This is a genomic window from Pseudoflavonifractor sp. 60 (assembly GCF_009911645.1).
GTDB lineage: Bacteria > Bacillota > Clostridia > Oscillospirales > Oscillospiraceae > Lawsonibacter.
The window spans coordinates 56,593-69,546 of record NZ_QWKI01000041.1 but is presented as its reverse complement, the minus strand read 5'-3'; the positions used below and the strand labels follow the sequence as shown (position 1 = coordinate 69,546).

14 protein-coding genes are annotated in these 12,954 nt (G+C 52.4%); 8 read left to right on the top strand and 6 right to left on the bottom strand.

Translation table 11 applies throughout. From position 1 onward, the window contains the following. Window positions 1–117: 117 nt before the first annotated feature. The 6 genes from D1646_RS05615 to D1646_RS05590 form a co-directional block, all read right to left on the bottom strand. A complete protein-coding gene (locus tag D1646_RS05615; protein WP_160635514.1) occupies window positions 118–468 on the bottom strand; it encodes a hypothetical protein in 351 nt (116 codons plus the stop codon). Between the two features lie 286 nt (window positions 469–754). Then, window positions 755–1,210: a response regulator transcription factor gene (locus D1646_RS05610; protein ID WP_243154035.1), complete on the bottom strand. Its 456-nt coding sequence runs from the start codon at window positions 1,208–1,210 to the stop codon at window positions 755–757. Window positions 1,211–1,438: 228 nt separating this feature from the next. Then, the gene (locus tag D1646_RS05605; protein WP_160635513.1) at window positions 1,439–2,788 is read right to left on the bottom strand and encodes a hypothetical protein; all 1,350 of its coding nucleotides are present in this window, start codon (window positions 2,786–2,788) and stop codon (window positions 1,439–1,441) included. A 150-nt stretch (window positions 2,789–2,938) separates the two neighbouring features. Next, window positions 2,939–4,303 carry an ATP-binding protein gene (locus D1646_RS05600; protein WP_160635512.1) on the bottom strand — a complete coding sequence of 455 codons (1,365 nt, stop codon included), beginning with the start codon at window positions 4,301–4,303 and terminating at the stop codon, window positions 2,939–2,941. Next, the gene (locus D1646_RS05595) at window positions 4,287–4,958 is read right to left on the bottom strand and encodes a response regulator transcription factor (RefSeq protein WP_160635511.1); all 672 of its coding nucleotides are present in this window, start codon (window positions 4,956–4,958) and stop codon (window positions 4,287–4,289) included. The genes D1646_RS05600 and D1646_RS05595 overlap by 17 nt, the downstream gene beginning before the upstream one ends. A gap of 351 nt (window positions 4,959–5,309) precedes the next feature. Further along, a complete protein-coding gene (locus tag D1646_RS05590; RefSeq protein WP_160635541.1) occupies window positions 5,310–5,624 on the bottom strand; it encodes a helix-turn-helix domain-containing protein in 315 nt (104 codons plus the stop codon). A gap of 251 nt (window positions 5,625–5,875) precedes the next feature. On the opposite strand from D1646_RS05590, the gene D1646_RS05585 reads away from it, so the two are divergent. From D1646_RS05585 to D1646_RS05550, 8 genes are all read left to right on the top strand, one after another. Next, window positions 5,876–6,376 carry an SLOG family protein gene (locus tag D1646_RS05585; protein ID WP_160635510.1) on the top strand — a complete coding sequence of 167 codons (501 nt, stop codon included), beginning with the start codon at window positions 5,876–5,878 and terminating at the stop codon, window positions 6,374–6,376. A gap of 600 nt (window positions 6,377–6,976) precedes the next feature. Continuing rightward, window positions 6,977–7,261, top strand: a complete 285-nt coding sequence (locus D1646_RS05580) for a helix-turn-helix transcriptional regulator (RefSeq protein ID WP_160635509.1) — start codon at window positions 6,977–6,979, stop codon at window positions 7,259–7,261. A gap of 497 nt (window positions 7,262–7,758) precedes the next feature. Beyond that, window positions 7,759–8,151, top strand: coding sequence for a type II toxin-antitoxin system PemK/MazF family toxin (locus D1646_RS05575; protein WP_160635508.1), 393 nt, complete (start codon window positions 7,759–7,761; stop codon window positions 8,149–8,151). Continuing rightward, entirely contained in the window at window positions 8,151–9,065 is a 915-nt protein-coding gene (locus D1646_RS05570; protein WP_160635507.1) for a hypothetical protein, read from the top strand. Before D1646_RS05575 ends, D1646_RS05570 begins: the two co-directional genes overlap by 1 nt. Next, on the top strand, window positions 9,062–9,841 hold the full coding sequence (locus D1646_RS05565; RefSeq protein WP_160635506.1) for a DUF6551 family protein: 780 nt from the start codon (window positions 9,062–9,064) through the stop codon (window positions 9,839–9,841). Before D1646_RS05570 ends, D1646_RS05565 begins: the two co-directional genes overlap by 4 nt. 67 nt (window positions 9,842–9,908) lie before the next feature. Continuing rightward, window positions 9,909–10,814: a radical SAM protein gene (locus tag D1646_RS05560; RefSeq protein WP_201754562.1), complete on the top strand. Its 906-nt coding sequence runs from the start codon at window positions 9,909–9,911 to the stop codon at window positions 10,812–10,814. A 106-nt stretch (window positions 10,815–10,920) separates the two neighbouring features. Further along, window positions 10,921–11,160, top strand: a complete 240-nt coding sequence (locus D1646_RS05555) for a DUF6870 family protein (protein ID WP_160635505.1) — start codon at window positions 10,921–10,923, stop codon at window positions 11,158–11,160. Window positions 11,161–11,308: 148 nt separating this feature from the next. Further along, window positions 11,309–12,943: a recombinase family protein gene (locus D1646_RS05550; protein WP_160635504.1), complete on the top strand. Its 1,635-nt coding sequence runs from the start codon at window positions 11,309–11,311 to the stop codon at window positions 12,941–12,943. The last annotated feature ends 11 nt before the right edge of the window (window positions 12,944–12,954 follow it).

Below are 12,954 nucleotides of genomic sequence, written 5' to 3'. Positions count from 1 at the left end.
ACGGCCCCAACGAGCAAAAATGGACTTCCAGCGGTCACGCTGGAAGTCCATTTTGAGCATTTGTGGGAACAAATGCACTGCTCGCCAAGTAGCGCACCCCCGTAAAATCCCCTCCCGTTACATCTTCGCCCCCAGCCTTGTGAGCGGCGGTATGTTGAGAGAAACGAGGAATTGGTTCACAGCTTCAATCTTGCACGAATACATCTCACATAGGACCATGCAGTATGTATTGTGGCGCATAGTGTTCTTCATCACAAGTCCCGCTTTCCGCAACAGTTCCATGCTGATGATTGGCGGGAGTGTCAGGCCGACCGATAACGCCACGATGTGTTCCCTCGTCACACCATAGTCTGGGTCGTTGCTCAGACGGATGATGGTGCGGGTCGAGATCAGCGAGGTTTCCTCCAGATGCTCCACTGTCATCTTCTGATCCTTCATCAGGTAATGGAGGGCATCTGGAAATTCCATCGGGGCGATGGCCTTATTCGTGGCGGTTGCCCATTCTATCATTGACGGGAAAGCCGTAGTATTATCTTGACGGCTGGTATCTGAACATAGATTTGAAAAAACTGTCATGTCGGTGTTCTCCATATTCTGGACGGCATCTGTCCGATGCGCCTGTCCTTCTCCTCTATCTGAGAAAACTATAACGGACAGTTCTTCAGCTTCTTTCGAGGATAGTCCGGGAACACTCCAAGAAAAATCCTGCTTTTTGCCGAGAGAAAAGCCCCGGCCGCAATATGCGACCAGGGCTTCAAAGAAGCTCAATATTCGGATTGAATTTGTAACCGATGCTGTGAACGCTCCTAATATAGTCCGGCGTTTCGGGTGTGACTTTGAGCTTGTGCCGGAGGTTGCTGACATGATTGTTGATTGCCCTGTGGGAGTAGTAGTCAAGATTTTCGTGCCACACGAGGTCTATTATCATCTCATAGGTGAGTACGCGGCGAGGATTCATGATGAGTAAAGCGAAGATGTCGAACTCTTTCACTGTCAGCATGATCTCAGTCTCGCAGATATATACCAATCGGTTTTCTAAGCAGAAGTACAAATTCTCCGCTTGGATTTCTGTTAATTTGACAATAGAAGTAGTCGGGATGACCTGCGAAGAAATACTGCGCAGAGATGTATCAGGATTGCCGCCTTGCTTCTGTGCGAGAACATACTGCATCAGTTCCTGTTGCTGGCTAATATCTAACAGAGCGAACAATTTCTCTCCAATTTGTCTGCCAGATTCCGATATGTCAAGAACAGCTAATTTCCCATGTCATCACCTCCTACTGCTTTGGCAAAACGGTAGACTTCGACTGTGCAAAATGAATCTGGTGACACACAAAATTATAGTGCCATATTTAGCAATCTTTTGATAGACCTGCCGCACGAAAGTTTTTTACAATCGTGCGGCAGGAGTCATCGGAACTTATTTTTTCAGAGAATGTTACGGCAGTTCGGGTCGTTCCTCCGTATGGTCGAAATGGACTTGCTCTGCACTTATGGTAATCACAATGTTGTCGGTGCTATATTCAGCAGCCAAAGAATTAAGGCGGGAGATCATGTTGCTTTTCGTCATGGTGAGCAGATCGTCAAGCGTTGTGTCATTCCAAAACTTCTCTACGGCGGTAATCATGCCGCCAATACAACAATCTCGCTCTCCAACCGTCAGCGTTTCTTCATTTGCTATGTGGTACGAGAAGCGATAGCCAAAGTCACACCACATAGGGGCCTTTTCGTTGGACTTATCCGCTTTTTGCGGCAAGCTCTCTTGATATACGGGGTCTGCCACAGGGTCGCTTGTGTAACTGCTTTGCACAAACTCGCCGTTTTCAGTTCCCGAAAGGAACACCGTCAGCCGAATAAACACAAGTTCTTCTTCGCTCAAACTTACTTGAAAATCATTGAACAGCATATCAGCGTCAATGCGTTCCATTCGGCTAAAATCCTCGTCAGCCCATGCCAGCAGCTTTGCGTTAAAATCTGCAACGCTCATGCTGGCATAGTCTGGCGTTTTCAAAGCCAGCAGGGATTGATAGTCCTCTTTTGTACCATGCTCGGCTCGCCGGGTTTCCTGATTGCTGTTCCCGTTTGCTCCTGAAACTTGCGGTTTCTCTCCAGCCGCGGGCAGAGGGAAATACGCAAATTCAATGGCGGCACTGAGTTCCGCTGTCTGATTGATATTCTGAAGCAGATGGTCTATCTGGAATTGAACATCCGCCCTGATAGCGGCCTCGTCTCGGAGTTCGTCTTTTGTTTTGTTCCGAAGCGTATCCTGCATAACGCCCATGATGCCCAGACGAGTATCATTGTAATCCTTGATCCAAAGCGCGTCAGGGTTCAGGATTGTCAGGGTGAAAGAATATTCCAGCCGCGCTTTATCCCCTGTATAAGAGGATGTTACTTCTCCGTTGTAACTTCGTGTTTTCCAATCGTCGCCAGCCAGCGGCAGGATATAAAACAGAAACTCGGCATCTTCATCGGTGTCTTTCAACTCCTGCAAGGCGGTGTCTTTGGGAAGCTGCTCAAACAAATCAGTGTATTCTTTTGTGTCTGTCACAGCCCCGACCTTGTCCCGAAACTCGGCTACGGTCATTTCCTCGTAACCTTCAAATCGGAGGGCCAGCAACTTTTCGTATTCCTCGCTGGTAAATGAACCGTCAGCCGGGAGCGTTGCCTGTGTGCGAATGGGTGTGCTGGAATTGTCTGGGGCAGGGGTGTTTCCCTGTTCTCCACAGCCTGCCAACACACCCATGATTAGCAGAGCGGCGAGAACGAGTGATAGGTATTTTTTCATTGTCAAATGCTCCTTTCTGTTACCCTTTCCGGGTACAGCTTTATCATACCTGCCCAGCTTGAATTGAGTTTGTATTGAATATGTTTTTTATGTGGAGATAGAGAAAGGACGGCAAGCCTTTCGCTCACCGCCCTTTGGAATCGGATATTTCTAAAATTGTACCGACACCATCACACCCTGCGCTGTGTTTTCGATTTTGATTGCCGCCCCATGCAAATCAAGAATTGTTTTGACGATGTATAAGCCCAAGCCTGTGCCGCCCGTCTGCCGATTTCTTGACTGATCGACTCGATAAAACGCCTCAAACAATTTTGGAATGTCCTCGTCAGGGATATGTACCCCTGTATTCTCAATCGTCAAATGCGCTTTTTCATCGGCCCACCATACTTTAACCGTTATTCGTTCCCCCGCTGGAGAGTATGCGGCGGCGTTCCCCAAAAGGTTGTCCACCACCTTTTGAAGAAGCTGCAAATCGCCTGAAATGCTGACCTCCGAGGATATGTCTTTTTCAACCGTCAATTCATGTTGCATAAACAAATCTTCATTTGCTGCCAGACGGTCTTTGATCAGTTTGTCAAAGTGAATGTGCGAGGGATTGAACGCATACCCCGGCGTGTCCAACCGTGATATTGTCAAAAGCTCCTGCACCATTTTCTCTAAGTTATCCGTAACTTCCAGAGATTGTGCAAGATAGGTTTCCCTGTCCTTATAGCGTCCCACCTGATAGAGCATACCTTGTAGCTGGCCTTTGATAATAGTAATAGGTGTTTTTAGTTCGTGGGAAGCCGCCGAAAAAAACTCTACCCGCTGGCGTTCAAGCTGTCGCTCCATATCAATATCAGCTTGCAGCTTCTGATTTGCACTCTGTAGCTCCGACAAGGCGGACGATAGTTTTCTCGACAGGTCATTTAAGCTGTCAGCGAGAACACCTATTTCGTCTGTGCGCCGGACAGTACATAGGCCGTTGAAATCCAATGCTGCCATTTGTTTTGATATTCTACTGATTTTTTTAATGGGTGTTGTCATGTAAATGGTATAGAAAAAAGCTGCGATGATGGAAACAACAATAATCACAACGCTCAAAACAGGAATTGCTTTTTGAAGTGCCTCCACCACCTGACTTTCTTTTTCTGTGTTTTTAGAAAAGAATACTACGTACTCATCTATGCTGTCCGAAAAAGTTAGTCGACACCATTGTGATGTATCATTTTTGCTAAACTGCTTGAGTTCTTCGCTGTTGCTTTGAAAAAGGTGGAAAACAAATTCATCATCATTTTTTTCAACAATCTGATTACAATAATCCTCTATGACAAATAATGCTTCCTCTTTTGTAAAATGGGAAATGTCCTCAACGAAATAAGGCAGTTCCTCATCTATCGTAGAAAAATCATGCGTATATATGTATGGAGCAAATTGGGTTATGCAGAAATATGTTATAGAACAGCAGGCTGCCATTAGGACGGCAGTCATCAAAAAAACTTTTGCAGGCAGGCTATTTCTAATCTTCCTTATCAACTCTATATCCCACCCCTCTGATTGTTTCTATGTAGTCAGCAGTGCCGAGCTTTTTCCGCAGATTTTTGATGTGTGTGTCAATAATCCGTTCTTCTCCGAAAAATTCATATTTCCAAAGAGTTTGTAAGAGATTTTGCCGCGTTAAAATCCGGCCTTGGTGCATGATTAGCTCCCGCAATATCTCAAACTCGCGGGGCGTGAGGTCGATATTTTCTTGCTTTGTATATACCCTGTACCCCTCTAAATCCAAAGTGAGGTCTTTGTATGTGATTGTGTGCGGTTCGTCTGACTGTTTTGCAGATCGGCGCAGGACGGCGGCAATTTTCCGCAGCAAGACGGGCATGGAAAAAGGCTTTGTGATATAATCGTCCGCCTGCATATCCAACCCCTTAATCTGATTTTCCTCTCCGTCCAATGCGGTAAGCATGATGATAGGCACATCTGACTTTTGCCGGATAACCTCGCATACACCATAACCGTCAATTTTGGGCAGCATAATGTCAAGCAGTATCAGATCGAAAGGCTGCTCGGAATACTTTGCAAGTGCTTCAACACCGTCAGACGCTAATACAACGCTGTGGCCTGCTTCCTCAATGAAGTCGTGTAGCAATGCCTGTATGGATAAATCGTCCTCCACAATTAAGATTTTGCTCATGGCGCACCTCCTCGTCTATAGATTATAACAGGGAAATGTGAATCTATTGTGTAGATTTATTTTTTTCCCACTTTTTTATGTTCTTTAAGGTCATCCATATTATTGCCACATCTGCAATACTGGTGATACATTCAGGTTCACAAGATGTAATGCCCGATTCCTTACGAGGTCATATAGGCTATATCGCTCCCTTGCAAAATACATTATATTTCCATTACTCAAATATGGCAAGGATATAGTGTCCACCTTACATCTTGGACATTTCTTGGATTATCGCCAGTATAGGAGCAGGACATATCCTGAATATCATCGGGTACAATACAACATGAAGCGGCCAGTCGCTTGGCCGCTTCATGTTGTATTATTCAGCTTTTTCATGATGCCGAGGATGTATTCCAACGATTGGGAGTCCAGCTTTTTGGCCTCCGCTATAAATGCCTGGAGCGCCTCCGGGTGGGCGTTCCCGTCATCAAAAAACTCCTGGGGCGTCACATCAAGGTACTCGCAGATATAGAAGAATGCCTGCATGGAGGGCAGGGACTTCTTGTTTTCGATGTTGTTGATATAGTTGTTTGCCTGTCCCAGCGACAGGGACATATCACGGGCTGATACGCCTTTTTGTATCCTTAGCTTTGCCAGCCGTTCCGGGAGAAAATCTTCATACATCATCCTCACCTCCGCCTTGTATTAGATTGTACCTCATGAAATGACTGTATCCGCAAATTGAAAAAGGGTATTAACATTGACTTGCTAAATTACATCTACTATTATTGACAGTGATAAAAGGTTATACCTATTCATGCGTGTTGCCTTGCGACATCCTTGACCGTTGGAGCTGTGGCCGGGTATGTTGAAACAGAGCCACTCCAAACAGCAGTAGCCGGTCAGCCCATCAATATCAAACGGAGGAAAGACAGATGCAGAAAAAGACTTGTTGTGTCACAGGACATAGGGATTTGCCCCAAAAGGAGATCAACCGCGTAAAGGCGGCTCTACGGAAGGAGATTGAGAAGGCGGTCGCTGACGGCTTTACTCGCTTTATGAGCGGTTTTGCCGAGGGAGTAGACCAGTATTTTGCCGAAATCGTGCTGGAAATGCGGAAGTCAAATCCGGCGCTGGAGCTTGTGGCCGTGATCCCCTACCAGAAACGGCTTGACAATCTGCGCCAAAAGAAGCGGACCTATGAGATGCTGGAGGCTTGTGTAGATGTTGTTGTCATCCGGGAGGAGTATCAGCCCAGCGTTTACTCTCATCGCAACCGCTACATGGTGGAACACTCCGACCGGGTGATCGCTGTCTACGATGGTCGGGAAAAGGGCGGTACTGCGGGAACCATCCGATTTACCCATACACTGAAAAAAGAACTGCGGGAAATCCCTGTTGGAGAGATCATCGTGCCGGATCACCTGAAAAGATAAAACCGAATATGCTGCTTCGCCTGATGCGCTCACCATGTGGTGGGCGCTTTTTTTGAGCGGTTAAGGACACTCTGCCAGAAATTTTTTCAGGATAGAAAGTGCCATGATATGTCACCGTCTCGTGTCCATAATTCCGCCTGATGATCTGTCTGAGCGTCCGCCGGAAGCCTGGATACAGAGTATGAAAGCCGGGATAACGGCGATTTCCCTAAACTTATGCGCCGCCAAAAGTGCCATAGTCTGGCCTGTCCTTTCAGAAGACCACCCGATAGAATAGACACATAAGGACAGGTTTCACAATCTATCCACAAAAAATATCGTGCCTGATATGCATTAGGGCAAAGGTATCTCATATGGCAGTCCATCAACGCCGGATAAGGGCGGATAGGTGGGCCAGCCATAGGAAGTGCCATGCTCTCCTGTGCTGTCAGGCAATTACGGGGCTATGTGCATTTCCGCACATGGCCCCGCCTTTTTCGTACATAAGGGGCTGTCGGAGTTCCCTTTGCCAAAGTGCTGTCCCAGGCCGGCGAACACGGCAGGGAAACAGCCTGAACCATGCAAAAGTCCTTCCCCGCTGTGTCCGGGAAAGGACTTTTTATGAGCTATGACACTTTGGAAACTGGCAGACGCATCCAGAAGCTCCGCAGGGAAAAGGGGCTGACACAGGAACAGTTGGCGGAACGGCTGAATGTCAGCACCGTCCATCTGGCAAAGATCGAGACCGGCAAGCGCGGCTGTTCGCTGGATATTCTGATCGACTTTGCCGCTTTTTTCAATGCCAGCCTCGACTATCTGGTGCTGGGGAAGGTCTCGGACGGAGAGGTGAGGGCGCAGCTGGATGCTGTTATCCAAACATTGGTGGCTCTGCGGGAGGATATGTGACTGGTCGTAACAAGACCAGCGGCTGGTACTCCTGCGCCATAAGAATACCGCCCGATTTCCACTAAACTTAAACCATCAGCCGGGGCGACCCGCTGGTGTGGACTTTGAAAACTGAATACGCAGTCATCAGGAAGTCCTGGAAACAGGACCACGTTACTGTCTGGAATAGCCTGTGCAGCGGAGCGCCACGATCCCCGGTTTTGGGAGGAGCGATCCATCCGACTGAAAATGCCAAGTTGCTCTTGGCTCGGCGACGACAACAGACAGCGATAATGATACTTCCGTAACTCGCGGCCCGGCCGTAAAGAAGGCGGGGAGGTTAGATGCCTATGAGAGCAGCTTCGCAAGCTGACGAGCCTGATGATTCCCGTGATTCCGGGGTGTCGGGGACAAATAGGGATTAAAAAACACGCTTTATGAAATTTGAGGGGCGGTCTGGAGACGGCATTTGCCGCGCTGGGCCGTTCCTTTACATACCAGAAGAAGGAGGTATCCATATGGAACGTAATTTTCACGATTTCCACCGCGGCGAAGTCTATTATGCAGACCTGGACCCGGTGATCGGCCATGAGCAGGGCGGCATCCGCCCGGTGCTGATTATCCAGAACGACACGGGCAACTACCACTCCCCGACCATCATTGTGATCGCCGTGACCAGAAGGACCTTTAAGAAACCCAAGCAGCCGACCCATGTGGTGCTGGATGATGCCCAGGGGCTTGCGCCGTCCCTCTTTATGTCGGAGGTCATCCGCACCATCGACAAGCGGCGGGTTCAGAGCTATGTGGGCAGGCTCACCAGAGAACAGATGAAGCGGGTCAACGCCGCCCTATTGGTAAGTGTCGGGCTTGATAAGGACTATGCTCCCATTGCGGAAACGGAGGTGTCCTGATGGACAGGCTCATCATCGACCCGGAGTTCCGGGACAAGATACCGCCACTGACGGAGGACGAGTTCACCCTTTTGGAGGAGAACATCCTGTCTGACGGGGCGGTCTTTTCGCCGCTCATCGTCTGGGACGGCACGATCCTGGACGGCCACAACCGCTATGAGATCATCCAGAAGCACCCGGAGCTGACCTATGCGGTCCACAAGATGTCTTTTGACAACCGCTATGAAGCTCTTTCGTGGATATGCAAACACCAGCTTGGCAGGCGGAACCTGACGCCCCAGCAAAAGAAATACCTGATTGGGCAGAGGTATGAAGCGGAGAAGATGGCGCATGGCGGTGAACGGGTAGCAACGGTTCAAAATGAACCGTTGCCCTCCTCCCACAAAACCCGCGCTCAGATAGCGAATGATACCAGCACCAGCGAGAGTTATGTCATGCGTGCTGGCTGGTATGCCCAGGGTGTGGATGCCGCCGAAGAAGCCCTTCCCGGCATCAAGCAGGAGATACTCACGGGAGCGATCAAGCCCACGGAGACAGCAGTGGCCGCAGTTGCAAAAGCCGCCCCGGAGGAACGCCCCAGACTGGCCGCTGACTTGAAGAAATCCAAGGATGACAGGGACAAGAAGCCCCGCCCCGCTTACCACAAAGCCCCGCCAGCCGCTTCAAGAAAAGCCGAGATGCAGAAGATCGCGGAAATATCGGCTGAGATGGAGCGGGACAAGGCCCCCAGCACCGAGGAGAATGTACTCTGTTCCCTGGATGGCGAGATCGTATCGTTCATGGAGCTTTTTGACCGCATCTTTCAGGAATATCCCCGGCTTTTGTCGGACGGCCATTACAGGCAGGAACTCATCCAGATCATGCAGAAAATGAAGCAGTATATCACAGACATCGAAGGAGGACGCACAGAATGAACAGCAAGGACCTTTTTTGCCGGGAGCTTCCCATCAACAGCGCGGAGCTGAAGATCCCCCGCACTACTTACCAGCGTGAACTGAACGAGGACCGGGTCCGCAGGATCGCCGCCGAGTTCGATGAGCGCATCGCCAACGAGCCGAAGGTCAGCAGCCGGAACGGGCGCTACTATGTCTTTGACGGCCAGCACACCATCGCCGCCCGGAAGTTCCTGAACGGCGGGAAGGACCTGCCCATCCGCTGCAAGGTGTTCTACGGCCTGACCGAGAGCGATGAGGCGCTGCTGTTCGCCCAGCAGACGGGCGCGTCCGCCAGCCTGACCGCCGGGGCGAGGTTCCGGGCGCTGGTCTACGGCGGCGATGAGGACGCGATGGCGTTCCTGAAAGCAACGGAGGCCGTGGGCCTCTGGGTGGACTACAAGCAGACCAGGGGCGCGAAGCGGCTGGCCTGCATCAGCACCGCCTTTGAGCTTTACAAAAAAGTGGGCAACGGTATCTACCGGGAGGCGATGCAGTCCATTGTGGACGCCTGGAAGGGCGCCCCGGACTCCCTCCGGGCGGAGACGGTGCAGGGCGTGGTGGAGTTCGTGGACCTGTACCACGGGGAGTACAGCCGCAAACGGCTGGTGACGCGGCTGCGCCAGATGGACCCGGTGGTGATCTTCCGGGAGGGACGGGCCATGACCAGCCTGCCGGGATACAAGCGGTATCTCTACCAGGTGTACCGCATCTACAACGGCTCCAGCGCAAAGGCCGCCCTGCCCATGAAGTTCTGAGACAGTTGATGGGAGCGTCTGCCCTCCGGGGCGGGCGCTCCCTGCTATTCCACAAGGAGGTGGGCTTTTGAAGATCGGGCTTATTGATGTGGACAGCCATCGGTGGCCAAACCTGTGCCTGATGAAGCTGTCCGCCTGCCACAAGGCCCAGGGGGACGATGTGGAGTGGTGGACGCGGTCGGGACGGTATGACCTCGTTTATAAGAGCCGGGTGTTCACGGACACCTACTCCAAGGACAGGATCGCCGTAACCAACGCCGATGAGCTGGTCTGCGGCGGCACCGGCTACGGTTCGGGGCCTGACCTGCCGGACGCCGTGGAGCATACCCGCCCCGACTACGGCCTCTACCCGCAGTTCCCGGACACGGCCTACGGCTTCCTGACGAGGGGCTGCCCCAACCGCTGCGGCTTCTGCCTGGTGTCCGGCAAGGAGGGCGCAGAGAGCGTCCATGTGGCGGACCTGTCCGAGTTCTGGGAGGGACAGAGGGAGATCAAGCTGATGGACGCCAATCTGCTGGCCTGCCCGGACCATGAGCGGCTGATCGGGCAGCTTGCCGAAAGCCGCGCCCTGGTGGACTTCTCCCAGGGGCTGGACATCCGCCTCATCACGCCGGACAACGCGGCGCTCCTGAACAGGGTCCGCACGAAAACCATCCATTTCGCGTGGGATAATCCCAATGTTGACCTGACCGGCTGTTTCCAGCGGTTCTCGGAATTGTCCAAGATCAGGGACTTCCGCCGCAAGCGGGTCTATGTGCTGACGAACTACAACAGCACCCACGAGCAGGACCTTTACCGGGTGGACACCCTGCGCCACATGGGGTACGACCCCTATGTGATGGTCTATGAGCGGCCAACGGCGCCGCCCGTCACGAGGCATCTCCAGCGGTGGGTGAACAACAAGCGGATATTCCGCACCGTGGAGCGTTTCGCGGACTATGAGCCGGTGAAGAAGCTGGGCGGGGACAGATAGGGCGGCCTGCTCCATATCGGGGCAGATCGTTGTCATTTTCGGGCCTGTCCCTCCCATAAGATGTTGAAAGGCTGAAAAGTTCTTTCAGGGAACTGGAGGTGTTGCCATGACAGAGGCGATGAAGGATATCGACCTCCGCAAGGTGGATAAGGCGGCGCTCCGCGACCGCAGTACGGTCCACATCGACCCGGAGGCCTCCACCGAGGAGCGCATCCGGGCGTGGATCGAGCAGCTCGGCAACCCCTATGTCTATCTGGACGGCGGGGTGGTGGTGAAGCTGAGCTTCGCGGACAGGGGCGAGACCATTGAGGAGCGCATCAACTCCCTCTACCTTGCCGGGGCCTGACATCCTTAACAAACAGGGCGGCCCGGCGCTACAATGTGTCTGGGTCAAAAAAAGGAACCGCATCACAGGGCCAGCGGCCTTGTGTTCCGTTCCCATACGGGACAGGGGCCTTCGGTTTTCTGACAGACAGACGACAAGGAGGTTCACAATGTCCAACAAAATCTATAAGACCGGCATCTATGCCCGGTTATCCAGAGAGGATGCTGACCGGCTGGAGTCCAACAGCATCCAAAGCCAGCGGGCCATCTGTCTGGCTTACATAGAGAGCCACGACGACCTTGATCTGGTGGATACCTACATTGACGATGGGGAGACCGGCAGCAACACGGACCGTCCCGGCTTTCAGAGGATGATCCAGGATATGCGTTCCGGGCGTATCGACTGCGCCGTCAGCAAAGACCTCAGCAGGTTCTCTCGGAACTATATCGACGCCGGGAACTACCTGGAAAAAATCTTCCCGGCGATGGGCATCCGCTATATCGCCATCAACGACAACTACGACAGCATGGCGCCCGGAAGCAGCACCGATGTCATCACCCTTCCCTTCAAGAACCTGGTAAATGACATCTACTGCCGGGACATATCCATCAAGATACGCACCAGCCTGGAAGTCAAGCGCAAGAAGGGTGAGTATGTTGGCAGCTTCGTCCCCTTCGGGTATCGGAAAGCCCCGCAGGACAAGAACCGCCTGCTGGTGGACGATGACGCCGCTGAGGTCGTTACCCTCATTTTCGGGATGTATAAGGACGGTTTCCCCATCCTGAAAATTGCCCGGAGGCTCAACACCAGTAACATCCCTACACCGATGGAGTATAAACGGATGCAGGGGGTCCGCTTTGAGACGGCTTTCCGCACAAAGGAGAGGCCGGAATGGGAGTATGTGACCGTCAAGCGGATACTCTCCAACATCGTCTACACCGGGGTACTCATCCAGGGGCGGCGGGGAACGCCGAACCACAAGGTCCGGGTGACGCGCCCCAAGGATGAGGCCGACTGGGTGCGGGTAGAGAACGCCCATGAGCCGATCATCTCCTGCACAGACTTTGAGGCGGTGGCGGAGCTGATGCGCCGGGATATGCGCTGTGCCGGGGACAGCGACAGGCACGACCTGTTCTCCGGCTACCTGTTCTGCGGGGACTGTCAGGATGCTATGGTCCGAAAGACGCAGAAGGTGAAAGGCAAGGCGTATGTCTACTACAACTGCGGCAACAACAAGCGCACCCACCAGTGCAGCCCCCACTCTTTCAGTGAGGCGAAGCTGACCGAGATCGTGTTCCATGCCATCCACGACCAGATAGAGGTGGTGCTTCACCTCGACAGGGTACTGCGGTTTATAGACACCCTCCCCCAGCGGGACCGCAGGGTGTTCAGCTACGAGGCGCAGATGACCCGCCTGGAGGAGGAGATACAGCGGTACAAGAAGCTGGAGCTGGGCCTGTATGAGAACTTCGTGGAGGGCATCATCAACAAGGCGGAGTACACCGACTTCCGGGAGAACTACCGGGGGCTGATCGAGGAGAAGCAGGAGGCTGTAAAACGGCTGAAACGGGAACAGCAGGATGCCGCCGCGATGGGCAGCCAGAACCGGGCATGGGTACAGGTCTTTGCACAGTATGAGAATGTGCAGGAGCTTGACCGCCGCCTCCTGCTGGCTCTGGTGGATAAGATATTCATCTATGAGGGCAAAAAGGTGGAGATCGCCTTTCGGTATCGGGATGAGTTCGCCAGGGCGATGGAGATGGCGAAAAACTACAAGGACTGTCCGCTTCCGGCAGTGGGCTGAGAGGGAGAGAG

Coding starts and splice junctions, on each gene's coding strand:
- D1646_RS05570 (WP_160635507.1), top strand. CDS start 8,151: ATGGACAGGCTCATCATCGACCCGGAGTTCCGGGACAAGATACCGCCA.
- D1646_RS05580 (WP_160635509.1), top strand. CDS start 6,977: ATGAGCTATGACACTTTGGAAACTGGCAGACGCATCCAGAAGCTCCGC.
- D1646_RS05605 (WP_160635513.1), bottom strand. CDS start 2,788: ATGAAAAAATACCTATCACTCGTTCTCGCCGCTCTGCTAATCATGGGT.
- D1646_RS05595 (WP_160635511.1), bottom strand. CDS start 4,958: ATGAGCAAAATCTTAATTGTGGAGGACGATTTATCCATACAGGCATTG.
- D1646_RS05585 (WP_160635510.1), top strand. CDS start 5,876: ATGCAGAAAAAGACTTGTTGTGTCACAGGACATAGGGATTTGCCCCAA.
- D1646_RS05555 (WP_160635505.1), top strand. CDS start 10,921: ATGACAGAGGCGATGAAGGATATCGACCTCCGCAAGGTGGATAAGGCG.
- D1646_RS05565 (WP_160635506.1), top strand. CDS start 9,062: ATGAACAGCAAGGACCTTTTTTGCCGGGAGCTTCCCATCAACAGCGCG.
- D1646_RS05590 (WP_160635541.1), bottom strand. CDS start 5,624: ATGTATGAAGATTTTCTCCCGGAACGGCTGGCAAAGCTAAGGATACAA.
- D1646_RS05575 (WP_160635508.1), top strand. CDS start 7,759: ATGGAACGTAATTTTCACGATTTCCACCGCGGCGAAGTCTATTATGCA.
- D1646_RS05550 (WP_160635504.1), top strand. CDS start 11,309: ATGTCCAACAAAATCTATAAGACCGGCATCTATGCCCGGTTATCCAGA.
- D1646_RS05615 (WP_160635514.1), bottom strand. CDS start 468: ATGGAATTTCCAGATGCCCTCCATTACCTGATGAAGGATCAGAAGATG.